The organism is Amycolatopsis palatopharyngis (assembly GCF_003385185.1).
GTDB lineage: Bacteria > Actinomycetota > Actinomycetes > Mycobacteriales > Pseudonocardiaceae > Amycolatopsis > Amycolatopsis palatopharyngis.
On sequence record NZ_PQHZ01000074.1, the window covers coordinates 1 to 23,488 of the forward strand.

Consider the following 23,488-nt stretch of genomic DNA (forward strand, 5'->3'; position numbering starts at 1 on the left):
GCGCAGCCCCACAGGGGTCCGGGGGGCGCAGCCCCTCCGGGCGGGGTCTGGGGGTTGCACCCCCAGGGCAATACGAAAGAGGCCCGGCCTGCGATTTCCGCAGGCACGGGCCTCCAACCTCTGTAGCGGGGACAGGATTTGAACCTGCGACCTCTGGGTTATGAGCCCAGCGAGCTACCGAACTGCTCCACCCCGCGTTGGTGAAACCCACCTTACGCCCCGGTTTATCTGGGGCGCAAAGTGGGTGTCACTCAGGTGACGAGGGTCATCCTCCGCCACCGCCGCCCTGGGCGGCTTCCCAGCGACGGGCCGCCGCGTCCAGCTCGGCGAGCGCCGCACCCTGTGCGTCGAAGTCGCCGGACTGCTGGGCGTTCTTCAGCTTCGTCAGCGCTGCCTGGATGTCGGCCGTGGCCTGTTCCAGTTCAGTGCCGCCCTGGTCCCCGTTGGGGGGCGGGGTGCCCTGCTGATCGGTTTCCGGCGGTGTCGGTTCCTCGGTGTCCCCGTCCTCGGGGGCCGACGGGTCTGGGATGCCGCCTTGTTCCGGCCCGGTGGCCGCTTCCCCTGTGCCCTCACCGAAGACCTGGTCCAGTGCCTGGTTCAACGTCGCGGCGAAGCCGATCTTTCCGCCGTAGGACACGAGGACACGGGCGAGCTGCGGATAACTGTTCTCGTTCTTCTGCCGGATGTAGACCGGTTCCACGTAGAGGAATCCACCCGCGACGGGCAGTGTCAGAAGGTTTCCGTAGATGACGTTGATCTGCGGGTTGTTGAACAGCGTCCGTTCCCGGGCTACCCGCGGATCACTCTGGAACCGGTTCTGCACCTGTACCGGACCCTCGACCTGACTGCCCGCGTCTCCGCCGGTGGGCAGTCTCAGCACACGAATCGTGCCGTAGTCATCGGGTGCAGACGACACCGAGACCCAGGCGGCCAGATACTGCCGCCGCAGTGGCGTCAGTGAACTGGTGATCTGGAACGTCGGCTCGTCCTGTCCTGGCGCCTGCGCGAGCAGGTAGTACGCCGGCTGGTTCGGCCCCTCAGCGGTGGCATTGCCGCCGTCCTGCGTCGGGTCTGGCGGTACGTCCCAGAACGTCTCGGTGCTGTAGAACTCCCGGGGGTTCTGCACGTGGTACTTGGTGAGCAGTTCCCGCTGCACCTTGAACATGTCCTCGGGATAGCGGAAGTGACTCCGCAGTTCCGGCGTGATCTCCGAGGTCGGCTTCACGATGCCGGGGAAGATGTTCCGCCAGGCCTTGAGTACCGGCTCGTTGTCGTCCAGCGAGTAGAGGCTGACCGTGCCGTCGAAGGCGTCAACGGTTGCCTTGACGGAGTTCCTGATGTAGTTGATCATCTCCGGCTGCTGGCGGGCCACACCGGACAGCGAGTCCTGTGTCGCGTCGTCGAGCGCCGTCTGCTGTGAGTACGGGAAGTTGTTGATCGTGGTGTAGCCGTCCACGATCCACTTGATCTTCCCGTCGATCACCGCTGGGTACGGGTCGCCGTCCACGGTCAACCAGGGCGCCACCTTTTCCACGCGGTCACGCGGGTCGCGGTTGTACATCATCTTCGAGCCTTCGCTGATGGCGTCGGAGAAGAGGATGTTGCGCTCGCCTTCCTTCGCGGCGAACACCAGGCGGTTGAACCAGCTGTCGATCGGCACACCACCCGCACCGGTGTAGAGGTAGCTGCTGTCGTTGGCGGTGTCGTACTCGCCTGGTGCCTCACCGGGCTGTCCGCCGACGATCGCGTAGTCCGTGGTCAGCTCGCCGTAGTAGATGCGTGGCTCGGTGACCTCGATGCCGTGTGCGCCATCGGGATCCTGGGTGTCACTGGTGCCCGCGACGGGATAGCCACCCTCGCTGTCGGCCCCCTCGACCGCCCTGTCGATGGTGTTGGCCGGGGCCGCGACGAAACCGTTGCCGTGGGTGTAGCGCAGGTGCCGGTTGATCCAGCTGCGCTGGTTCTCGGCAAGACCACTGGTCTTGATCTCCTTCGCGGCGACGACGTAGTCCTGCAGGTCGCCGTCCGGGCTCACGTAGCGGTCGATGTCGAGCTTCTCGGAGAATCCGTAGAAGTTCTCCCGGCCGACCCGCTGCGTGAAGGTCGGCTCAAGTACACCCGGATCGAGCAGACGGATGTTGGAGATCGTGCCGGTCTCCGAACGGACTTCCGAGGGCGAGGCCTCCGTCGTGCCCGAATAGTCCTCGTACTTGACATCCTGCAGATCGAACGCCGATCTGGTGGCGTCCATATTGCGTTGGATGGATTCGGATTCCTTCTCGATGGCGTTCGGCTTGACCTCGAACTGCTCCAGCACCGCGGGCCAGGCCACCCCGACCAGGATTCCCGACAGCAGCAGCAATACGAGCGCGATCGCCGGGAGCTGAACGTTACGCAGGAACGCACCGACGAAGAACGCGATCGCGACGAACAGCGAGATGCAGAGCAGGATCCACTTCGCGGGCAGCCGGGCCGCGAGGTCGGTGTAAGTGGCGCCGGTGAACAACTCGTTGTTGTTCGACATCAGCAGGTTGTAGCGGTCGAAGAAGTACTCGACGGCCTTCAACAGCACGAACACACCGACGAGAATCGCCAGCTGCACCCGCGCGGGTCCGGCGATCGTTCCGCCCTTACCCGCCAGCCGGATACCCCCGAAGAGGTAGTGCGCACCGAGTGCCGCGAGGAAGGAGACGACGATCGCGACGAAGAGCCAGCCCAGGATCCAGTTGTAGAAGGGCAGGCTGAACGCGTAGAAGCCGATGTCCAAACCGAACTCGGGGTCCGTCTTGCCGAAACTGGTGCTGTTGAAGAACAACTGCACCCGTTCCCAGTCGTTCTGGGCACTGGCGCCGGCGATCAGTCCCACCAGAACCGGAACTCCGATACCGAACAACCGAATCCGGCTCACCACTGTCGTCCGGTACCTGGCGACCGGATCGTCCGCGCCGGACACCGGCACGAACACCGGGCGGGTTCGGTAGGCGATCCACAGGCTCAGCGCGACCAGACCGCCGACCAACGCCGCGACGGCGAAGAACAGCGCGATCCGGGTGATCACCACGGTGGTGAAAACACCACGCGCTCCGACTTCGCCGAACCACAGCCAATCAACGTAGGTGTCGAGCAGCCGGGCGCCGAGCAACAGCGCCAGTACCACCACTCCGCCAAGGATCAGCATGAATCGGCTGCGCCGGGACAGCTTCGGTAAGCTCACGGGGGGCCGAGTGGCCACTGCACACGCTCCAGATGTCGTGATCTACTTCGTAGGGGCGCGGGCCTCGGCGAGCGTCCCCTGATTGTCTAACTCTACGGATACGTACCAGAGTTCCGAGTAAAGCCTCTCAAATCGGACTCGGGTGCGGCGTGACCGGGTCCTTCCTGCCACGATGGCGCCATGCCAGACAGCGAACAGCAGGCAGAGACGAACCAGTCAATGAATCCGAGTGTGGCCGCGCTGGCCCGGGAAGTCGAGGACTTCGTGGCGTCCGGAGGGTGGGATCAGCCGCCCCAACTGTTCGCCCTGGTCCCCACCGCGGACCTGCTCAGCCAGCAACCCGAACTCGCCGCGCAACTGGACGCGGCATCGCCGCTGACCCCCGTCGCGCAAGAGGAACTGCCGGAGGGCGACCTCGCCGAAGCGCTCGGCCGCATCGCATGGCCAGAGGCGGTCCACGGGTGTGCGCTGGCTCAGGAGATCATCGTCCTGCCGCCGGATGCCGAGCAGGAACTGCCCGGCGGGGGCCACGGGGACGAGGACGCGAAGCGGCTGCGCCAGGCCGCGGCGGACCACCCGCGCCGAACGGAGGCCCGGCTGGTGGCCGCTGTGCTGCGCGACGGGAGCGCCGCCTGCGTCCTGCGACTGCGTGGCCTTGGCGAGGGTGACAGCGTCGACGAGGTCGTCGAGCACCCCGAGCTGGCACCGAACCTCGTGGACGCGCTGAAGGCGACCTTCGCGCCCTGAGCGAGGTTCAGCAGGACGGCGCCTGCCTGCCCTCCCTGATGTCCTCGAGTGCGCTGAGCGCGCCGTCGAGGTCACCGACCTTGACGAGGTTGAGGTCGTCCGGCGCGGCAGCCGCCGCTTCGGCGCAGTTGCGCTCCGGAACCAGGAAGGTCGTCGCTCCGGCTTCGCTGGCGGCCACCACCTTGAAGGAGATGCCGCCGATCGCGCCGACCTCACCCTTCTCGGAGATCTCGCCGGTGCCGGCGATGTGCTCGCCGCCGACCAGCGAGCCCGGCGTCAACCGGTCGGTGATCGCGAGGGCGAAGATGAGCCCTGCCGAAGGTCCGCCGACGTCCTCCAGCGAGATGTTGATGTCGAACGGAACGTCCGCCCGGTCGATCGGCACCAGGCCGATGAAACCCTGCTCCTGAGCGGGGTCCTCGTGCTGTGCCAGCGTGACGGACTCGGTGCGCTCGGGTTGGCCCTCGTGCTGGTAGGTGAGCGAGATGGTCTCACCGGGGCGGGTGCCCTCGAGGGCCGTGCGGACGTCCTCCTCCTTGGTGATCTTCTTTCCGTTGACCACCACCAGCTCGTCCCCGGCCGCGAGCACGTGGTCGGCGGGGCTGCCCGCGACCACCTCCTTGGCGAGCACCTTGACCGGGTAACCCAATCTGCGCAGCGCGGCGACCTCGGCATTGCTCTGCGAGTCCTGGAACTGCTTGACGTTCTCCCGCTTGACCTCTTCGTCGGTCTCCCCCGGCTTGAAGTAGTCCTCGCGCGGGGCGAGCGCGTACCGTCCGCTGACCCAGAGCCCGAGGGCACCGAACAGGGTGACCTCGTCGTTGAGCGACACGGTCGTCATGCGCAGCTCGCCCTCGGTCGGGTAGGTCTCCTCCCCATCGACATTGACCACGGGCTTGCCGTCGTCCAGCCCGATCGTGTCGTAGGTCGGGCCCGGTCCGAGTGCCACATACGGCACCTGGACGAAGGTGCCCAGCAGGGCGAAGACCACCACGAGCACACCACTGACCACCAGCGTCCAGCCGCGCCTGCTCAGCCGGTTGCCGGAGTCGCCGGTGCCCGGCTCGCCGGGGCCGCTCGTCTGGCTGTTCACCGGCGGCGCCGGGAACCCGGTGGGGGGCGTGCTCGCCTGCGTGTTTCCGTCGGCCTTGTCGCGGGACTCGCTCACAGCGCAACAGCGTACGGTGACAGCACGGGCGAGGCCGGGCAGGCCACGCCGCCGGCCTCTCGGCGGTGGTGGCCGACGACGATCCGGGTTCGGCTGAGGGCGAACCGTGGGCCATGGCGGCGGACTCCATCTGGCGTACCGCGTACGGTGGTGTTATGAGCGACCGGCACCGTGAGCGAGTCGGGGACGGCACTGAGCGATGTGCAGCCCGCCGGCGATTGAGGCATAAAGCATGAGCGACCGGCACCGTGAGCGAGTCGGGCACAGCACTGAGCGATGTGCAGCCCGCCGGCGAATGAGGCAAAAAGCATGAGCGACCGGCACCGTGAGCAAATCGGGCACAGCACTCAGCGTGCAGCCCGCCGGCGAATGAGGCAGAAGGCATGAGCAATCCCCCGTTCGGCTTCGGACTCCCCGATCCCGACGACAGTGGTGGTAACGATCGCGATCCCGACAAGTCCTCAGGCTCCGGTGGTCAGCAGCCCCCGGGTGGGCCCGAGGCTTTCAACCAGCTCGGGCAGATGCTCAGCCAGCTCGGGCAGATGCTCAGCCAGGCGGGTAGTTCCACCGGGCCGGTGAACTACGACCTGGCCAAGCAGATCGCGGAGCAGCGGCTGGCCGGCACGGGCGGAAGTTCGCTGGGGTTCTCGTCTTCGGAGAAGTCCGGGGAGACCGCGGTAAGCGAGGCCGCTCACCTCGCCGAGTTGTGGCTCGACGCGGCCACCATCCTGCCCGCGGGCGCGAACAACACCGTCGCGTGGACCGCGCGGGACTGGGTGTCCAAGACATTGCCGACCTGGCAGCGCCTCTGTGACCCGGTGGCGAAGCAGGTTTCGGGTGCCTGGGTGCAGGCGCTACCGGACGAGGCGAAGCAGGCAGCGGGCCCGCTGCTGTCCATGGTGGGGCAGATGGGCGGCATGGCGTTCGGCTCGCAGCTGGGCAACGCACTCGCCGAACTCGCCTCCGAGGTACTCACCTCCTCCGAGGTCGGCCTCCCACTGGGGCCGGACAACACCTCCGCCCTGCTGCCGGCGAACATCGAGAAGTTCACCGAGGGGCTGGAGCGCCCCAGCAGCGAGGTCCTCGTTTTCATCGCCGCACGCGAGGCCGCCCATCAGCGGCTGTTCGCACATGTGCCCTGGCTGCGGCAGCGACTGCTGGCGACGGTTGAGGAATTCGCCAGCGGCATCAGTGTGGACACCTCCGCCCTCGAGCAGCTCGCCGGCCAGGTGGACCCCACCAACCCCGCCAGCATCGAGGAGGCGATGTCCTCCGGACTGCTGGAGCCGAAGACGACGCCGGAACAGCAGGCCGCGCTGAGTCGCCTGGAGACGCTGCTCGCGCTGGTGGAGGGTTGGGTCGACGTGGTGGTGGCCGAAGCCGTCGGCGACCGGTTACCCGGAGCCGACGCGCTGCGGGAGACGCTGCGCAGGCGCCGGGCCACCGGCGGTCCCGCCGAGCAGACGTTCGCCACCCTCGTCGGTCTGGAACTACGTCCGAGGCGTATGCGGGCCGCTTCCGCGTTGTGGAAGCTCGTAGGTGACCGGCACGGTGCGAAGGTCCGGGACGGCATCTGGTCCCATCCCGACCTCCTGCCGACCGCCGAGGACCTCGACGACCCGATGGAGTTCGCCGACCGCCTCGGTGACGGCCCAGAAGGTGTGGAGTCGTTCGACCCGATGGCCGAGCTGGAGCGCACCGAGCGCGCGGAGCGGCAGTCGGGAGAGTCGGGCCCGCAGGAGTCCGGTGACAAGGACAGCGGGAACGACCGTGACGAAAATGGTCCTGACGATGGTCCCGACGACGGCCCTGACGACGGCAAGGGCGGCACCAAGGCCTGACCTGGCTCGCCCCGCGCAGGCCGGTATGCCTCCGCGGGGCGATCAGCTCAGCCGGGATCGTCCATATCCGTGATACCCCAGCCAGCGGCGGCGGAAAGGCCCTCGAGGTAGCCGATCGCACGCTCGGCCTTCGGATAGTTGCCGACCAGCCGCCAGAACCGGGCGTTGTGCCCGGCCTCCCGCAGATGCGCGAGTTCGTGCACGAGTACGTAATCGAGTACCCAGGTGGGCACCTCGCGCAGCCGCTCGCTGACCCGGATCGTGCGGTCGACCGGTGTGCAGGAGGCCCATCGAGTACGCATCGGCGGGACCCAGCGCACGCTCGCCGGTGCCACCGTGTCGTCTAGGTAGCGCGCGGACAGCGTCGCGCACCTGGCGAGCAGCGCCGCGTCCGAACTGCGGGGAGCGGCCCGCTTACTCTCGCTGCGCAGCAGCTTGCGCTGCATCTCGGCGACCCAGTGTTCCTCCTCCTTCCGGGTCATCTTGGCGGGAATCATCACGACGAGCGTGTCGCCATCGAGGTAGGCGGTAACGGTGCGGCGCCTTCGAGCACTGCGCCGCACCTCGATCTTCGGTTGTGGGGACATCCCCGGACTGAATTTCTGATCCCGGTTCCTCAATGAGGGCACCCGTGCTTCGGCCACGAGTCCACCGTAAGGCCAAGCACCGACAGTGCAATCGGCTTCATGGGCACATCTGCTCCAGTTGTCCACAGGTTTTGCTACCTGTGGACAACTCAGCGGATCCTTAGCCGTTGGTTAGCCGGGTTCGGTCACAGTGTGCACATGGGCCAATACGCTTCCACCGCGATTTCCGTCCCGCTGCCCCGCAGACCTCGGCTGCTGCCGGGACTCGACGTGCTCGAACGCACCGCCGACGAGATACAGATCGGCCTCGATCCGCGACACGCCGTCGTCGCGCAGGGCCTGCCACCCGACCTGATCGACCTGCTCCGCGGTCTAGACGGCAGCCGCAGCATGCGCACACTGCTGGATGCCGCGGGAGTAGCGCACAGCGAGCGACTGCGAGAGATCCTGACCGGGCTGACCGAGTGCGGGCTGGTGGAGGAGGCCTATCCGGGCGCCCGGCACCGTAAGGCGGCAGCCGAACCCGAACTGTGGCCGCTGCGGGCCGGGGTGAGCCGTGGCGACGCGGCGGCTCGGCGCGAGCAATGCTGCGTCCTCGTGCATGGCGGCGGACGGCTCGCAGTCGCGGTGAGCGTCCTGCTGGCCACGGCCGGCATCGGCCGCATCGACGTCCGGGCTTCGGGAGCCGTCGGCAGTGGCGAACTGGGATCCGGTTTCCTGGACAGCGACGTCGGCAGGCCGAGACGACGTTCGATTCTCGAGGCCGTGGTCAGGGCCAACCCCGACACCAGGGCGGGGCGGCCCGCGGACCGGCGACCACCGGACCTCGTGTTGCTCACCGACGCCGTCGTGCCCGCACCCGAGGTCGTACGGGACCTGATCGCCGATGGTCTGCCGCATCTTCCCGTGCAGGTGCGCGACGGCATCGGCATCGTGGGCCCACTGGTGTGGCCGGGTCGCAGCAGTTGCCTGCGCTGCGCGGACCTGCATCGGACCGACCGGGACAGTTGCTGGCCGAGGATCGCGGGCCAGCTCGCGGGCCAGGGCAGGCGCGCGGATCTGGCGGCCGTACAGGCCACTGCCTCGCTGGCCGCGACGCAGGCGCTGCGTGTTCTCTGTCACAACGAGGGCGTACCTCCGGTGTGGAACTCGACGTTGGAAGTCGATTCCTACGAGGCAACCGTCTACCACCGCCCCTGGTTACCGCACCCGGACTGCGAATGCGGCGCACGAGCGCCGGGAGAGATCGGGCCACGGGCAGCGGTTCCCGGGCTTACCTGATGTGCGTGACGGCTGCACGACATCCGGTCCACAGGGCAGAATCGAGGGCGTGACCGAATCCCTCGACTCGACCGAAGGCAACGCCGACGCCGCGATGCCGCGCAGGGCGGCGGTGCGCACCGCCAAACTCGCGAGCCTTCCGCTGGGCATCGCGGGACGCGCCGTCGGCGGCTGGGGCAAGCGGTTGTCCGGGCAGAGCGCCGAGGAGGTCAATGCCGCGCTGTCCGCGAAGGCCGCCGAGCAACTGTTCGAGGTGTTGGGCACGCTCAAGGGCGGTGCGATGAAGTTCGGCCAGGCCCTGAGCGTGTTCGAGGCCGCGGTGCCCGACGAGATGGCCGAACCGTACCGGGAGGCACTGACCAAACTGCAGGCCGCGGCACCCCCGATGTCGGTCCGGCAGACCCACCGCGTACTCGCCGAACAGCTGGGCAGCAGCTGGCGGCAGCGATTCGCCGAATTCGACGACGTCCCCGCCGCGGCCGCCAGCATCGGTCAGGTGCACCACGCCGTCTGGCACGACGGTCGCGAGGTCGCGGTCAAGGTGCAGTACCCGGGCGCCGACGAGGCATTACGCAGTGACCTGCGCCAGTTGCAACGGTTCGCCCGCCTGTTCCAGGCGCTGGCACCGGGCACCGAGGTCAAACCGCTACTCGCCGAACTGGCCGCCCGCATGGACGAGGAACTGGACTACCGGTCCGAAGCGGACAACCAGCGCGGATTCGCCGCGGCCTTCGCCGGCGACGACAAGGTGCTGGTCCCCCGGGTGGTGGCCAGCGCTCCGAGGGTCATCGTGACCGAGTGGGTCACCGGCACGCCGTTCGCGAAGATCATCGCCGACGGGACCGCGGAGCAACGCGACCGGGCGGGAAGACTGCTCGCCGAGTTCCATTACTCGTCCCCTGCCCGCGCCCGGCTTCTGCACTCAGATCCGCACCCCGGCAACTTCATGCTGCTCGAGGACGGCAGGCTGTGTGTGATCGACTTCGGGGCGGTCGCCCGCCTGCCGGACGGCGCACCACCGCAGCTCGGCCGCATCATGCGCCTGGCGCTGGAAGGCCGTTCGACGGAACTGCTGGACAGCCTGCGCGACGAGGGTTTCGTCCGGCCCGGCACGAGCCTCGACGCCGAGGACGTCCAGGCTTACCTCGCGCCGCTGGTCGCGCCCCTGACCAGCGAACGCTTCCATTTCACCCGACGCTGGGCGCAGCGGCAGGCCCTTCGGATGGGGGATACCAGGGGCCAGGACTTCCGTACTGGTCGCTCGCTGAATCTCCCGCCCAACTGGCTACTGATCCACCGCGTGACCGCCGGAGCCGTGGGCATCCTCTGCCAGCTGGACGCCGAAATCGAACTACGCGCGATCGTGGAGCACTGGCAACCGGGTTACACCACTCACTGACGATCCACAGGTGAGTCCCTCGTGGCGCGCGGGTTCCGTTCGCGCCCGCGAGTTGTCCACAGTCCGTGAGTTCCGGTTCCCGGGCCGCCTCTGCCGCGGCACGCTCGAACCATGACCAGTTCAGCTCTCGCGGCCGACCGCGACACCAACTGCCTCAAGTCCAGCCGCTTCCACCATGGCGTCGCCACGATCGCCCAGCTCCGCTCCTCGGGGATCTCTGCCAAGTCGATCGGGTCCCGGTGCAGGCCAGGCGGGCCATGGCGCCGGCTCTCCCCCGGCGTCGTCCTGCTCGCCGGGGGAGAACCGACCCGCCACCAGCTCCTGAACGCCGCCGTGGCGGGACTTGGACGAGGGGCCATGATCACCGGTATCGACGCGCTGCGCGCCCAGGGTGCGAACCTGCCACCGCCGCGTACCGTGCACGTCCTGATTCCCGCGTGCAGGCGGGTTCTGCCGCCGGAGTTCGTCCTGGTCGAACGGACTGCCCGAGTGCCCGATCCAGTGGATGTCGAAGGGCTGCCCTGCGCTCCTGTCACCCGCGCCGCCATCGACGCGGCACGACGGGAGTCCGATCCGGATTGTCTTCGGGACCTGCTCACCGTGCCGGTCTATGAGGGGTTGTGCACACCCCGTGAACTGCACACGGAACTCGAGTCCGGAAATCAGCGCGGTAGCGCGGCCGTCCGCGCTGAGTTACGCGAGTTGTCCGGGGGCTGGGACACCTTCCTGCTCGGCGTCGCGCGGCGCATCAGTGCCGAGGCTCCCCTGCCCGCCCCGCAATGGGATGTCACGGTGCGCGATCGCAGGGGAAAACCCATCGGGACAGTCGACGCCTGGTGGGACGAGGCCGGACTGGGCTGGCAGTTCAGCCCCCGGTACGACGAGGACGCGGGTCAGGGCCGGATGACCCACCTCGCGCTGACCGCAGCGGGGGTCGTTCTGGTCCGCACTCCCGCCGACCGGATGTATCACGACAGGCAGGAGGTGATTCGCGAACTCGTCAGCGCGTTCCGCCAGGCGGCGTTGTGTCCTCGTCCCAAGGTGGAGACCACGAGGGCGGTACCGGGACAGTAGTCGGGCGGCCGAGCCCGGCGTCGAAATCTGCCGGATCGGGGTCAGCTCCAGTACTCGGTCGGCAGCTTTCCTTCGATATCGCGCACGTGCGCACGCGCACAGTCCGGGCAAAGCCAGCGGAGCACGCCACGATCGCGCTCGGCGACCCAGGCGAGGTTCCGGGCCGGGTCTCCCTCGGGGTCACGCGAGAGTCCGCAACGGGCACAGTTCACGGTCTCGTGTGCGGTCACGGGCACCACCCATAGTGGACAGTCGAGGTAGAGAGGAGATATACGTCCGATCGATGGCCCAGATAGTGCGGACCGTTCGGGTCGATCAACGACAACGCGGCCTCGCGGTCGCCGTCGGTGAGCCGGTCCCTCACTGTCTCGGTCAGCCAGGAAACTCGCTCTACGGCAAATTCGCTGACCTGTCGCGATGCGGGGGCCGGATGGTCCACGAGGTAACTGAAGGAGGTGACACCGGTGAGTCCTGCGGCGTTCAGCGCCGCCGGCCAGCCGTATGGCATCCGCACGCCCTGCTCCATGCCCGCGCGCAGTTCGCCGAACCACGCGTCCCTCGCGGAGATCAACCGGGCTTCCAGGCCAGGCTCACCCACGCCGAGATCCCACGGCAGGCACCGGGTGTCCAGCCCGCCTTCCGCGACCGCCAGCAGCCCACCGGGGCGCAGCACCGCCGCGAGGTTGTCCACGGCCTTCTGCTGATCAGGGAGGTGATGCAGCACCGAGGAGGCCCAGACCAGATCGGCCGCGGGCAGCAGCGAGGACAGGTCGGCGCGAGCGGCGTCGGCGAGGACCGTGGACACTCGTACCGGCGTGGCGGCCGATTCCGGGCCCTCGCCGGATGCCGTGCCCGCTGCTGCCGTACCCACCGCGGAAGTCGGACGCGCAGCGCGAGCGGCGTCAGCCGCGGCATGCAGTAGTTCCTCAACGGCGTCGAGGAGCACGAGAGCCGGCGCCTCCGCCTCGCGGACTCGGTCTCGCGCGGCGAGCGCCGAAGCCAGCGCACTGCTCATGCCGCCGGAACCAGATCCGACGTCGATCACGGTTGCCTGTGCGGGAAGGTCGCGAATGAGCCGATCGGCCACTGCTCGCAGAGCCGTACCGAACAAGGCGTCCGCCCTGCGCATCGACGGGAGCTTGGCCGCCCAGTTCACGTCGTCGTGGGTATGTGCGGACATGGCGGACATCTAAACACGAAGCGACGCGAGCGGCGGGACGAGCACTCGGTCACGCCGGCGCTCGTCCCGCCCAGTTCTCGACGCAAAGCCGCCGATCAGGCTGACTTCGAGGAAGACCGGGTCGAACTTCCGCTGTGTCGCGGCTTTCGTCCCTGCCATCGGTCGAGCCACCGCGCACCCCGCGCGGGTGCCCGTTGGCCGCTCAGGGCCTCCTCGAGGTCGCGTATTCGGGCTCTGGCCAGTTCTTCATACATCAACATTTCCAGGATCTCCTTGCGGTTCTTGGGAGCGTCGTTCGGTGTGTTCTGCTTGCGCACCTCGCCACTGGCGACCTTCGGTGCAAGCTGCGTTTGTTCACTCATGCCGCGACGCTCCTGCTGCGATCAGTTGTCTGCTTGTGCTCGACAACGGCGTTCTTGCGGGGCCGCCCCCGCGGCCTCTTCCGCGCGACGACGGCGCCGCGCTCGAAGATCTCCCCACCCCAGACGCCCCACGGCTCACGCCGCGCGAGCGCGCCTGCCAGGCAGGCTGCCCGCACCGGGCAGTCGGCACAGAAACCCTTGGCGCGCTCGAGTTCCGCGGGGGATTCGGCGAACCACAGGTCCGCGTCACCCGAGCGGCAGGGCAGGTCCAGGTCGGGCGAGGACACCGCGTCGAGCAGGTCCCCTATTCCGTGGTCGACGAGTTCGTCGGATAACGCCTTCTCTGACGCGAAGGCGATTGCCGATGACATTCTCGTTCTCCTTTGTGTCGTGTTTGTACTGCTGACTGACGAGGCCGGCTGGACAAAAAGGTGGTCTGAACAGCACGAAGGCCGCGGATCCGGTCTACGGTTCCGCGGCCTTCGTGAGCCTGTTCTCCTGACGGAGCGTCAGGGACTTCGCTCATGTGCAGACGACGGAGCAGAGACCTGCTTGTAGATCGGCAGATCGACGGGCACCGGGACGAACGCGAGGCGAGCTGCCTTCGCGTCGGCACCAGCGAACGTCTGGACGAGGTCATTACGCGAACGAGCCGCGCGAGAGCTCATCTCATTGGCAGGCTGGGTGCCCCAGGACATGCCGATTCCCCGGCGAATGGTCACGCGCGGGTCGGCGGCGCAGGACAGCCTGGTGCCAGGAGTGCCGATCAGTTCGAAGATCTTCATCTCGCTGCCACCTCCTCACGCTGTCCGGACGGCTCGCCATGGTGCTCGTCGGCGAAACATGCGTGGTTGCTTCCACCCAGTACATGCAGGCTATTGCTCCTCGGCACGCGGGGGCAACCGATTTTCCAGAAATCTCCAAAGATCTCCGGAAACATCCCTGAACAGGGGATACGCCTGGCAAGTCGTGCCGGGCCGGCTACCGACCGCGACAAGCTCCCTCAGTTCGCCGCGCGCACCACGGCAAGCACCTCGGCGCCGAAACGATCCAGCTTCCCCGCGCCGATACCGGAGATCGCAACGAGTGCGCTGTGATCCATCGGGCGCTGCTCGGCGATAGCGACGAGTGTCGCGTCGGTGAAAACGACGTAGGCGGGCACCTTGAGTTCCCGTGCCCGCTCCACACGCCACTCCTTGAGCCTGGAAAGCAGGTCCTCGTCCAGATCGGACGGACACGAGCCACACCGGCCCAGCTTGATCTCCATCGTGGCCAGCAACGCTCCACCACAGATCCGGCACTTGGCCTTGCCCGCGGCGGACTTGGGCTGTGGTCGCGCCTGCCGTGCCACTCGTGCCGTCGGATGGTCCTCCGGGACCAGTCCATAGAGGAATCGGCTGCGCCTGCGGCTGCGCCTGCCCCCGGGGTGGCGCGAGAGCGCCCAGCTGAGCGAGAGGTGCTCCCGTGCGCGCGTCACGCCGACGTAGAACAGCCTGCGTTCCTCCTCGACCGCGCGCTCGTCCCCATCCGCGTGCTGAATCGGCATGGTGCCCTCGGCGAGCCCGACCAGGAACACGGCGTCCCACTCCAGCCCCTTCGCCGCGTGCAACGAAGCCAGGGTCACGCCCTCCACGGTCGGCGGATGCTGCGCCGCGGCGCGCTGCTCGAGTTCGGCGATGTACTGACGCAACGTGACGCCCTCGACCGTGCGCTGGAGTTCCTCCGCCAGTTCGACGAGCGCGAGCAGGGCATCCCATCGCTCCTTCGCCGCACCCCCCTGCGGCGGCTGATCGGTGAGGCCGACGGCAGCGAGCACCCTGCGGACGAGGTCCGCGAGTTCACCTTCCGGCGAGCTCGCGGCGGCCTGGCGCAACGCGATCACCGCCTGTCGCACCTCGCGCCGATCGAAGAACCGCTGCCCGCCCCGGACCAGATACGGGATGCCGCGCTCGGCCAGTGCCTGCTCGTAGGCCTCGGACTGCGCGTTCACCCGGTACAGGATGGCGATCTCGCTGGCGGCCACCCCGGAGTCGAGAAGTTCGGCGATCCGCGCGGCCGCCGCGGCCGCCTCGGCCGGCTCGTCGTCGTGCTCGGCGAACCGTGGCGGCGGCCCGTCCGGCCGCTGGCCGACCAGTCGCAGCCGGGATCCGGCGGGCCTGCCCCGCGCCGCACCAATGACCCGGTTGGCCAGCTCCACGACCTGAGGTGTCGAGCGATAGTCGCGTTCCAGCCGCACAACTGCCGCTTCGGGAAACCGCCTGGTGAACTCCAGCAACGGCTTCGGCGAGGCCCCGCCGAAGGAGTAAATGGTCTGATTCGCGTCCCCGACGACGGTCAGGTCGTCGCGGCCACCTACCCACGCGTCCAGCAGTCGCTGCTGCAGCGGAGTGACGTCCTGGTACTCGTCGACCACGAAACAGCGGTACCGGTCCCGGAACTCGTTCGCCACCGCTCCGTGCTCCTCGAGAGCCGCGGTGGTGTGCAGCAGCAGGTCGTCGAAGTCCAGCAGGGATGCGCCGGTCTTCAATCTCTCGTACATCCGATAGACCTCGGCGACCCTGGCCGGGGACTCCGGTATGTCCCGCTGCAGCCTGCTGGCCACCGCTGGGTAATCGTCGGGGCTGACCAGCGAGGCCTTGGCCCACTCGATCTCCCCGGCCAGATCCCGCAGGACCTCGGGCTCGGTGCCCGCGCCGACCCGGTTGGCCGCCTGCCCGACCATCCGCAGCTTGCCCTCCAGCAGTTCCCACTGCTGGTCGCCGACCACCCGTGGCCAGAAGTAGCGCAACTGACGCAGGGCAGCAGCGTGAAACGTGCGCGCCTGTGCCCCCTCGACACCGAGAGCGCGCAGCCTGGCTCGCATCTCGCCGGCCGCCCGCGCGGTGAACGTCACGGCCAAGACCTGCCCCGGCGCGACATGCCCTGACCGGACCAGATGTGCGATGCGGTGGGTGATCGTGCGCGTCTTTCCCGTCCCGGCCCCGGCGAGCACGCAGACCGGCCCCCGAGGCGCGACGGCCGCCGCTCGCTGCTCGGGATCGAGACCGTCGAGCAGGTCGTCGACCTTCGCAGGAGCTCTCGGAGACGTCGCCGACGTTGCGCTACCCACGGCTCGCATCCTCGCAGAGGGGGCCGACAGGTCACCGCCTGCCCACCCGGCCGTATCCTGGACCGCATGGCGGGTAAGCAGGACAAGCAAGCGAAGAAGGAAGCGAAGAAGGCGAAGCGCGCCGCGAGCAAGGCCAAGCGCGGGCAAATCTTCGAAGCCTTCAAGATGCAGCGCAAGGAAGACAAGGCGCTCATCCCCTGGATGCTCGGTGCGGTACTGGTGGTCACGGCCGCCGTATTCGGCATCGGGCTGCTGTTTGGCATCGAGTGGGCACTGCTTCCGGTGGGCATCACGCTCGGCCTGCTCGCCGCCGTGATCATCTTCGGCAGGCGCGTGCAGAAGACAGTCTACTCGAAGGCAGACGGTCAGCCTGGCGCGGCCGCCTGGGCACTGGACAACCTGCGCGGACGGTGGCGGGTCACCCAGACCGTCGCCGCCACCACCCAGCTGGACGCCGTGCACCGCGTGCTCGGCGGGCCCGGGGTCGTACTGGTCGCCGAGGGTGCGCCGCACCGGGTGAAGGGCCTGCTCGCCCAGGAGAAGAAGCGCATCTCCCGCCTCGTCGGCGAGACACCGATCTACGACCTCGTGATCGGGCACGAGGAGGGCCAGGTGCCGCTGCGCAAACTGCAGCGCCACCTGATGAAGCTCCCGCGCAACCTCAAGCCAGCCCAGGTCGACGCCCTCGAAGCCAAGCTCGCCGCGCTGGGTAACCGGGGCGCCGCGATGCCCAAGGGGCCGATGCCCCAGGGCGCGAAGATGCGCAACGTGCAGCGCACCATTCGCCGCCGCTGACCCCGCGCGGTCGGCGAAGTTCAGCGCAGGCGCACCACGACCGTGCCCGTCAGGCGGTCGTGCCAGCCGCGGGCGTCCGGGTTGCGCACCGCGGCGGGGATGATCAGAAAGGTCAGCGCGCCCCGGACCACCGCACGCCACAGGCCCACTGAGGATGCGCCGTCCAGCCTGCCCACCCTGATACCGAGCGCCAGCATGCCCGGGGTGAAACCGAAGAACGCGACCGGAACGATCGTGATCAGGGCCCATACCGCTCCGGCCCAGAGGTTGAACCCCTGCATAACCACCGGATCGTTGAAGTCGGGCCGAATGACCAGCGCGGTCAGCAGGGACGCCATCGCCAGGTCGATCGCCAGCGCCAGGAAGCGGCGGCCGCTCCCCGCTGCGGAGCCGACCCCCTGCTTGGGCAGGCCAAGGCGTTCGCCGGGCCAGCGCGGAAGCTCGGATTCGTCTATTCTCCGAGAAGCCGCGGGCGCGGAGAGCCATTCACCGGTCCATCTCGCCACCTGTCCAGGGTATTCCGCGAGCGGGCGGACCGTTCGCCCTGGTCGGTTTCCGTTGCTCGCCGACCCGTTAACACCGGCGAAACATTCGGGTGACTGTCGGGCAACACCGCACTCCTAGCGTGAGCCGAAGAGTACCCCCCGCGGGCAACGAACACGAAGGAGCTACAGAGGGTGTCCACTACTCCAGACGATATCCAGCGCCTCATCGCCGACGAGAACATCGAGTTCGTCGACATCAGGTTCTGTGACCTGCCGGGTGTGATGCAGCACTTCACCGTCCCCGCGAAGGCGTTCGACCGCGAGGCCATGGAAGAGGGGCTCGCGTTCGATGGCTCCTCAGTACGTGGTTTCCAGTCGATTCACGAATCCGACATGCTGCTGCTGCCGGACCTCGCCACCGCGTGCGTCGACCCATACCGCGACCACAAGACCCTGATCGTCAACTTCTTCGTGCACGATCCGTTCACCCGTGAGGCGTACAGCCGCGACCCGCGCAACATCGCGCGTAAGGCCGAGCAGTTCATCGCCGAGTCCGGCGTGGCCGACACGGTGTTCTTCGGCGCGGAGGCCGAGTTCTACCTGTTCGACTCGATCAGGTTCGACTCCGCCGAACACGGCTCGTTCCACGAGATCGACTCGGTCGAGGGCTGGTGGAACACCGGGGCGGACGAAGAGGGCGGCAACAAGGGGTACAAGACCCGCTACAAGGGTGGCTACTTCCCCGTTCCGCCGGTCGACCACCTTGCCGACCTGCGCGACGAGATCGTCACCGAGCTGACCGCCGCGGGTTTCGAGGTCGAGCGTGCTCACCACGAGGTCGGCACCGCGGGCCAGACCGAGATCAACTACAAGTTCAACACGCTGCTGCACGCGGCCGACGACCTGCAGTTGTTCAAGTACATCGTGAAGAACACGGCTTGGAAGGCGGGCAAGACCGCCACCTTCATGCCCAAGCCGCTCTTCGGTGACAACGGCTCCGGCATGCACGCCCACCAGTCGCTGTGGAAGGACGGTCAGCCGCTCTTCCACGACGAGTCGGGCTATGCGGGCCTTTCGGACACGGCACGGCACTACATCGGCGGCCTCCTGCACCACGCGCCGAGCCTGCTGGCGTTCACCAACCCCACGGTGAACTCGTACCACCGTCTGGTGCCCGGTTTCGAGGCGCCGGTCAGCCTGGTCTACTCGCAGCGCAACCGATCGGCCTGCGTCCGGATCCCGATCACCGGCAACAACCCGAAGGCCAAGCGTGCGGAGTTCCGCTGCCCGGACCCGTCGGGTAACCCTTACCTGGCTTTCGCGGCGATGATGATGGCCGGACTCGACGGCATCAAGAACAAGATCGAGCCGCCGGAGCCCATCGACAAGGACCTCTACGAGCTCCCGCCCGAGGAGGCCAAGGACGTCAAGCTCGTGCCGGGTGACCTCGGCACCGTGCTGGACAACCTCGAACGCGATCATGACTACCTGCTCGAGGGCGGCGTTTTCACACCGGACGTCATCGAGACCTGGATCGCCTTCAAGCGCGAGCACGAGATCGACCCGCTGCGCCTGCGCCCGCACCCGTACGAGTTCGCTCTCTACTACGACGTGTAAGTAGCGGCCCACGGACACGGGGCTGCGGTCGCGGGGAATACCCCGACCGCAGCCCCGTTCTCTTGTCCGTGTCCTCGGGTGCGGCTCAGATCGCGCCGAGTACCCCAATGTCCACGCCGGCCTTCTCCATCCTGCCGAGCGGGTCCGCGACCAGCTTGCGGCGTTCGAGATCCATCAGGCCGAGCGTGCAGGTGATCTCGGCGGCCGTGATGCCGTCCGCCTTGTAGATCATCGAGTCCATCCGGAAGGTCTTGCCCTCGCCGAACTTCGGCTCGCAGGTAACGTCGACGACGTCGCCGGCCCGCAACTCCCTGCGGAAACTGATGTGCGATTCGAGCAGTACGGCGGCCAGGTGCTCCTCCCGCATGCCGCTGGTGAGCAACCCGGCCTGCTCCATCAACTCCAGGCGGGCCACCTCGCCGTACGAGTGGTACACGGCGTGGTTGAGATGTCCCAGGGTGTCCAGCTCGTAGTGGCGGACTTTGATCTGTACCCGGAATGGTTCGCTTTCGGTCACGGAATCACTGTAAATCTCCGTACCGACGCCGAGTGCCGATGGTGACCGAGCAGGCAGTGCGCTGTGCGGGCACCTCGCTCACTCGTCGTAGAAGAGCCGTTCGACGATCGCGTGTGCCCTGCGGGTGGTGCGCCGGTACTGATCGAGGAATTCGCCGGGATCCTCATCCGCGGGGTAACCGAGCACGCGAGCCACCGCGGCCAGTTCGCGCCCCGATCCAGGGAGCTGATCCACCGGCTTGCCGCGGACCAGCATGCCGGCGTTGCGCGCGCGTGTGGCCAGCATCCACGCGTCGACCATGGCCTCGGCGTCCTCGGATCCGACCAGTCCCGCCTCGGCCATCGCACGCAGCGCGCCAGGGGTCGAGGTGGTCCGCAGGCCGGGCACCTCGTGCGCGTAGCGCAGTTGGAACAGCTGGGCGGTCCACTCGACGTCCGCCAGCCCGCCGCGGCCCAGTTTGGTGTGCGTGGTGCGATCGGCGCCCTTCGGCATCCGTTCGGTATCCACCCTGGCCTTGATCCGCCGTACCTCCCTGATCCGCACCGGGTCGAGGCCATCTGCCGGGTACCGGAACGGGTCCACCGTCTCGATGAAGCGCTCTCCGAGGCCGGGATCTCCGGCTACTGGCCGAGCACGCAGCAGTGCCTGCGCCTCCCACACCTCGGCCCAGCGCTCGTAGTACGCCCGATACGAAGCGAGGGTGCGTACGAGCGCGCCGTTGCGGCCCTCCGGCCGGAGATTGGCGTCCACCTCGAGCGGCGGATCCTGGCTGGGCGCGCCGAGTGCCTTACGCACGGTCTCGGCGACCGAGGACGCGAACCGGACGGCGTCGGCGTCGGCGGCTCCCTCGGCGGGTTCGCAGACGAACAGTACGTCGGCATCAGACGAGTAGCCGAGCTCGGCACCGCCGAGCCTGCCCATCCCGATCACGGCGATCGTGGCCGGCTCACTGCCCAGTTCCGTCTTGCGCGCCCGCACGGCCGCGGCCAGGGCGGCCTCCAGCACAGCGCTCCACACCGAGGACAGGGCCGCGCACACCGAAGGGACGTCGAGCAGGTCCAGCAGATCCGCGGCCGCGACCCGGAGCATCTCGTGCCTGCGCAATGACCGGGCGATGGTGACGGCGGCGTTGAGTCCGGGCTGTCTGCGCGCCGCCGCGCGCAAGGACGTGGCTACCTCTTCCGGTGCTCGACCTGCCAGCCGGTTGGGGTCGCTGAGCAGCTGCAACACCTCGGGCGCGCGCACCAACAGGTCGGGAACCAGCTTCGAGGTACCGAGCAGCAGCGCGACGCGTTCCACGACGGCCGATTCATCCCGTAGCACGCGCAGGTACCAAGGTGTCTCCGCGAGAGCCTCGGACACCCGCCGGTACGCGAGCAGTCCCCCGTCGGGATCGGGTGTGTCGGCCAGCAGATCGAGCAGCACCGGCAGTAGCGCCTGCTGGATCGCGGCGCGGCGGGAGACACCGGAGGTCAGTGCCTTGATGTGCTGCAGTGCGCCGTCCGGCGCGGCGTAGCCGAGTGCGGCGAGCCTGCTGGCCGCCTGCTTGGTGGTGAGCCGTAACGCCGCCGTCGGCACGCGCGCCACCGAATCGAGCAGCGGCCGGTAGAACAGTTTCTCGTGCAGCCTGCGGATGCGTTGCACGTGCCTGCGAAACGCGGTGAGCAGGGCCTCGCCCTCGGAGCGGCCACGCACGGGGCGCAGCCCGCATGCCCGCGCCAGCCAGCGCAGCTCGGTGGTCTCGGAGTCGTCCGGGAACAGGTGGGTGCGGCGGAGTCTGCGCAATTGCAGCCGGTGTTCCACCGTGCGGAGGAACTCGTAGGACTCCTCCAGCTCTGCCGCATCTGACCGGCCGACGTAACCGCCGGACCCGAGCGCGGACAGCGCCTCCATGGTCGAGGCCGACCGCAGGTCCGCGTCCACCCTGCCGTGCACCATCTGCAGCAGTTGCACGGCGAACTCGACATCACGCAGGCCGCCCCTGCCCAGCTTGAGTTCCCGGTCGACGAGCTCACTGGGTACGTGCCGCTCGACCCGCCGCCGCATCCGCTGCACGTCGGTGACGAAGTTCTCCCGCTCCGAAGCGGACCACACCAGTGGTGCGACAAGTTCTGCGTAACGGCGACCGAGCTCGTCGTCGCCGGCCACCGGGCGCGCCTTGAGCAGTGCTTGGAACTCCCAGGTGCTGGCCCACTTCTTGTAGTAGGTCTCGTGGCCCTCCAGTGTCCGCACCAGCGCGCCGGCCTTGCCCTCGGGCCGCAGTGCGGCGTCGACCTCGAAACAGGCCTTGCCGACCGTGCGCATCATGGTGGTGGCCAGCCTGGTGGCGACGTGCAGGTCGCCCTCCGCCGCGAAGATCACGTCGACGTCGCTGACGTAGTTGAGTTCCCTGCCCCCGCACTTGCCCATGGCGATCACGGCCAGCTGGGCCTCTTCCGCTGAATCCACCTCCGCCGCCGCGACGTCGAGCCCGGCCCGCAGCGCTGCCTCGGCGAGCTCGGTGAGCAGAGCGGCGATTCGGGTGTAGTCGGGTTGTTCCAGTTCCCGTTCCACCAGGTGTCCCAGGTCCGCGGCCGCGATCTCCAGCAGCAGGCCGCGGTAGCCGATCCGGAGCGCCTGCTCGGCCTCGGTGCCGGTGAGCGCATGGTCCTCGTCTCGGACCGCCGCGCTCAGGGTGTGGGTGTAGTCCTCAGGCCTGGTCAGCTGCGGGCTCGCGATCCTGCGCCACTCAGCCGGGTTGCCGGTGAGGAAGTCCGTGAGCGCGGTGGAGGAGCCGAGTACGGACAACAGTCTTCCCCGCAGCACGGCGTTGGTACGCAACTGCTCGGCCAGCTCGGGCCAGGCGGACTCGTCCGCCTCTCGGACGCGGTCGACGCCCCGTAGCGCCAGGTCGGGATCGGGGCTGCGCGCGAACGCGGTCAGCAGCGCGTCGCTACCCGGCACCGGTCCCGCTTCGCTCCACCATCCGGCGTCGCGCAGTAGCTGCTCGGCCCGGTCCTCGGTGAATCCGAACCGCGCCGCGGATGCGGTCGCCCGTGCTCGTTCTGCCATCGCGTCTTACCGTAGTCCGCTGCCCTTGTCTCCCGTGTGCGACGTCACCGCGGTAGGGCCACGTACCCTGGTGGGCGTGAACGAGGTGCGCCTGCTGGTGATCCAGCCCGACGAGACAGACCCCCTGGGCCCCCTTGGCGACTGGCTTTCCGAGGCAGGCGCCGAACTCGATGTACGGCTCCCGCCACGGGACGAACTGCCGGACAGCATCGAGGGCTATCAGGCTGTGGTGTGCCTCGGTGGCGCCATGAGCGCCGAGGACGACCGGGATCATCCGTGGCTTCGCACAGTGCGCGGTCTGCTCGCCTCCGCTGCCGGCAATGCCGTACCCACGCTCGGGGTTTGCCTCGGCGCACAACTGCTCGCCGTCGCGACGGGCGGCCTGGTCGGCAAGGGCGAGCGGGGACCGGAGGCCGGTCCGACGCTGGTGTCGAAGAAGGACGTCGCGTGGATGGATCCGCTCTTCGCCGAGCTCCCCCTGGTTCAGGACGTGCTGCAGTTCCACCAGGACGCCATCGAGCGGCTGCCTTCGGGCGCCGATCTGCTGGCGTCCTCTCCCGGCTACCCGAACCAGGCCTTCCGGTTGAACCGCTGCGTGTACGGCATCCAGTTCCACATCGAAACAACAACCGACGTGGTGCGCACGTGGGCCAGGAACTCACCCGAACTGGCCGAGTACGCCCGGCCTGGGGCCTTTGACAACGACGTGCTGGAGACCGCGCACGCCGACATCGCGGAGACGTGGCGACCGTTCGCTCACAGGTTCGTCGAACTGGCCGCCGGCCGGATCGCGCCCGCGGAGAAGCCGCGCAGCTCGCTGCCCGTCGTCTGATCGGGCAACAGGTTCGGTGATCCGCGGGCGTGCTCACGCCCGCGGATGCCGTACCCCTTCACGGAAACCGTTCTCGGGTCGGCTTTGCCCGCGAGCCATTACCGGTCGTGATCGGTTTTGGGCATGAAAATGCCCGGAGCCCCGGGAGAAGTGTGTGCTTCTCGACCGGGGCTCCGGGTAACGGGTGTTCGGCGACGTCCTACTCTCCCACAGCCCTTCGGCTGCAGTA

The 23,488-nt window shown here is 68.1% G+C and carries 20 protein-coding genes and 1 tRNA gene; 8 read left to right on the forward strand and 13 right to left on the reverse strand.

Annotated elements, in window-relative coordinates:
• Positions 1-123 precede the first annotated feature (123 nt).
• Positions 124-197 (reverse strand) — tRNA-Met (locus tag D0C15_RS31355).
• Positions 198-265: 68 nt separating this feature from the next.
• Positions 266-3,232, reverse strand: a complete 2,967-nt coding sequence (locus tag D0C15_RS31360) for a UPF0182 family protein (protein ID WP_116051698.1) — start codon at positions 3,230-3,232, stop codon at positions 266-268.
• A gap of 162 nt (positions 3,233-3,394) precedes the next feature.
• On the opposite strand from D0C15_RS31360, the gene D0C15_RS31365 reads away from it, so the two are divergent.
• Entirely contained in the window at positions 3,395-3,961 is a 567-nt protein-coding gene (locus D0C15_RS31365; protein ID WP_116051699.1) for a PPA1309 family protein, read from the forward strand.
• A gap of 7 nt (positions 3,962-3,968) precedes the next feature.
• Here D0C15_RS31365 and D0C15_RS31370 read toward each other — a convergent pair whose 3' ends face one another.
• Positions 3,969-5,129: a YlbL family protein gene (locus D0C15_RS31370; protein ID WP_342768621.1), complete on the reverse strand. Its 1,161-nt coding sequence runs from the start codon at positions 5,127-5,129 to the stop codon at positions 3,969-3,971.
• A gap of 383 nt (positions 5,130-5,512) precedes the next feature.
• On the opposite strand from D0C15_RS31370, the gene D0C15_RS31375 reads away from it, so the two are divergent.
• On the forward strand, positions 5,513-6,970 hold the full coding sequence (locus D0C15_RS31375) for a zinc-dependent metalloprotease (protein ID WP_116051700.1): 1,458 nt from the start codon (positions 5,513-5,515) through the stop codon (positions 6,968-6,970).
• Positions 6,971-7,017: 47 nt separating this feature from the next.
• Here the strand turns inward: D0C15_RS31375 and D0C15_RS31380 are convergent, their stop codons facing one another.
• The gene (locus tag D0C15_RS31380; RefSeq protein ID WP_211323399.1) at positions 7,018-7,557 is read right to left on the reverse strand and encodes a M48 metallopeptidase family protein; all 540 of its coding nucleotides are present in this window, start codon (positions 7,555-7,557) and stop codon (positions 7,018-7,020) included.
• Positions 7,558-7,755: 198 nt separating this feature from the next.
• Between D0C15_RS31380 and D0C15_RS31385 the strand changes: the two genes are divergently transcribed.
• From D0C15_RS31385 to D0C15_RS31395, 3 genes are all read left to right on the forward strand, one after another.
• On the forward strand, positions 7,756-8,838 hold the full coding sequence (locus D0C15_RS31385; RefSeq protein ID WP_116051701.1) for a ThiF family adenylyltransferase: 1,083 nt from the start codon (positions 7,756-7,758) through the stop codon (positions 8,836-8,838).
• 94 nt (positions 8,839-8,932) lie between these two features.
• On the forward strand, positions 8,933-10,237 hold the full coding sequence (locus tag D0C15_RS31390; RefSeq protein WP_116051713.1) for an ABC1 kinase family protein: 1,305 nt from the start codon (positions 8,933-8,935) through the stop codon (positions 10,235-10,237).
• A 111-nt stretch (positions 10,238-10,348) separates the two neighbouring features.
• Positions 10,349-11,311, forward strand: a complete 963-nt coding sequence (locus D0C15_RS31395; RefSeq protein ID WP_245976448.1) for a hypothetical protein — start codon at positions 10,349-10,351, stop codon at positions 11,309-11,311.
• A 41-nt stretch (positions 11,312-11,352) separates the two neighbouring features.
• Here D0C15_RS31395 and D0C15_RS31400 read toward each other — a convergent pair whose 3' ends face one another.
• From D0C15_RS31400 to D0C15_RS31425, 6 genes are all read right to left on the reverse strand, one after another.
• Positions 11,353-11,541, reverse strand: coding sequence for a hypothetical protein (locus D0C15_RS31400; RefSeq protein ID WP_116051715.1), 189 nt, complete (start codon positions 11,539-11,541; stop codon positions 11,353-11,355).
• Entirely contained in the window at positions 11,538-12,491 is a 954-nt protein-coding gene (locus D0C15_RS31405) for a methyltransferase (protein WP_116051716.1), read from the reverse strand. The genes D0C15_RS31400 and D0C15_RS31405 overlap by 4 nt, the downstream gene beginning before the upstream one ends.
• A 95-nt stretch (positions 12,492-12,586) precedes the next feature.
• Positions 12,587-12,853 (reverse strand): hypothetical protein, encoded by a 267-nt coding sequence (locus tag D0C15_RS31410; protein WP_116051702.1) that lies wholly within the window; start codon positions 12,851-12,853, stop codon positions 12,587-12,589.
• Positions 12,850-13,224 (reverse strand): WhiB family transcriptional regulator, encoded by a 375-nt coding sequence (locus D0C15_RS31415; protein WP_116051703.1) that lies wholly within the window; start codon positions 13,222-13,224, stop codon positions 12,850-12,852. Before D0C15_RS31415 ends, D0C15_RS31410 begins: the two co-directional genes overlap by 4 nt.
• A gap of 138 nt (positions 13,225-13,362) precedes the next feature.
• Positions 13,363-13,638 (reverse strand): hypothetical protein, encoded by a 276-nt coding sequence (locus D0C15_RS31420; protein ID WP_116051704.1) that lies wholly within the window; start codon positions 13,636-13,638, stop codon positions 13,363-13,365.
• 218 nt (positions 13,639-13,856) lie between these two features.
• Positions 13,857-15,962: an ATP-dependent DNA helicase UvrD2 gene (locus D0C15_RS31425; protein ID WP_245976449.1), complete on the reverse strand. Its 2,106-nt coding sequence runs from the start codon at positions 15,960-15,962 to the stop codon at positions 13,857-13,859.
• Positions 15,963-16,028: 66 nt separating this feature from the next.
• On the opposite strand from D0C15_RS31425, the gene D0C15_RS31430 reads away from it, so the two are divergent.
• Positions 16,029-16,757 carry a DUF4191 domain-containing protein gene (locus tag D0C15_RS31430; RefSeq protein WP_116051706.1) on the forward strand — a complete coding sequence of 243 codons (729 nt, stop codon included), beginning with the start codon at positions 16,029-16,031 and terminating at the stop codon, positions 16,755-16,757.
• A 20-nt stretch (positions 16,758-16,777) separates the two neighbouring features.
• On the opposite strand, the gene D0C15_RS31435 is transcribed toward D0C15_RS31430, so the two are convergent.
• On the reverse strand, positions 16,778-17,263 hold the full coding sequence (locus tag D0C15_RS31435) for an RDD family protein (protein ID WP_116051707.1): 486 nt from the start codon (positions 17,261-17,263) through the stop codon (positions 16,778-16,780).
• 171 nt (positions 17,264-17,434) lie between these two features.
• Here D0C15_RS31435 and glnA point away from each other — a divergent pair, with 171 nt between their 5' ends.
• On the forward strand, positions 17,435-18,859 hold the full coding sequence (glnA, locus tag D0C15_RS31440; protein ID WP_116051708.1) for a type I glutamate--ammonia ligase: 1,425 nt from the start codon (positions 17,435-17,437) through the stop codon (positions 18,857-18,859).
• Between the two features lie 85 nt (positions 18,860-18,944).
• Here the strand turns inward: glnA and D0C15_RS31445 are convergent, their stop codons facing one another.
• Positions 18,945-19,376 (reverse strand): acyl-CoA thioesterase, encoded by a 432-nt coding sequence (locus D0C15_RS31445; protein ID WP_116051709.1) that lies wholly within the window; start codon positions 19,374-19,376, stop codon positions 18,945-18,947.
• A 78-nt stretch (positions 19,377-19,454) separates the two neighbouring features.
• Complete coding sequence (locus D0C15_RS31450; protein WP_116051710.1) at positions 19,455-22,427, reverse strand: bifunctional [glutamine synthetase] adenylyltransferase/[glutamine synthetase]-adenylyl-L-tyrosine phosphorylase; 2,973 nt, start codon at positions 22,425-22,427, stop codon at positions 19,455-19,457.
• A gap of 76 nt (positions 22,428-22,503) precedes the next feature.
• Here D0C15_RS31450 and D0C15_RS31455 point away from each other — a divergent pair, with 76 nt between their 5' ends.
• Positions 22,504-23,259 carry a type 1 glutamine amidotransferase gene (locus D0C15_RS31455; protein WP_116051717.1) on the forward strand — a complete coding sequence of 252 codons (756 nt, stop codon included), beginning with the start codon at positions 22,504-22,506 and terminating at the stop codon, positions 23,257-23,259.
• The last annotated feature ends 229 nt before the right edge of the window (positions 23,260-23,488 follow it).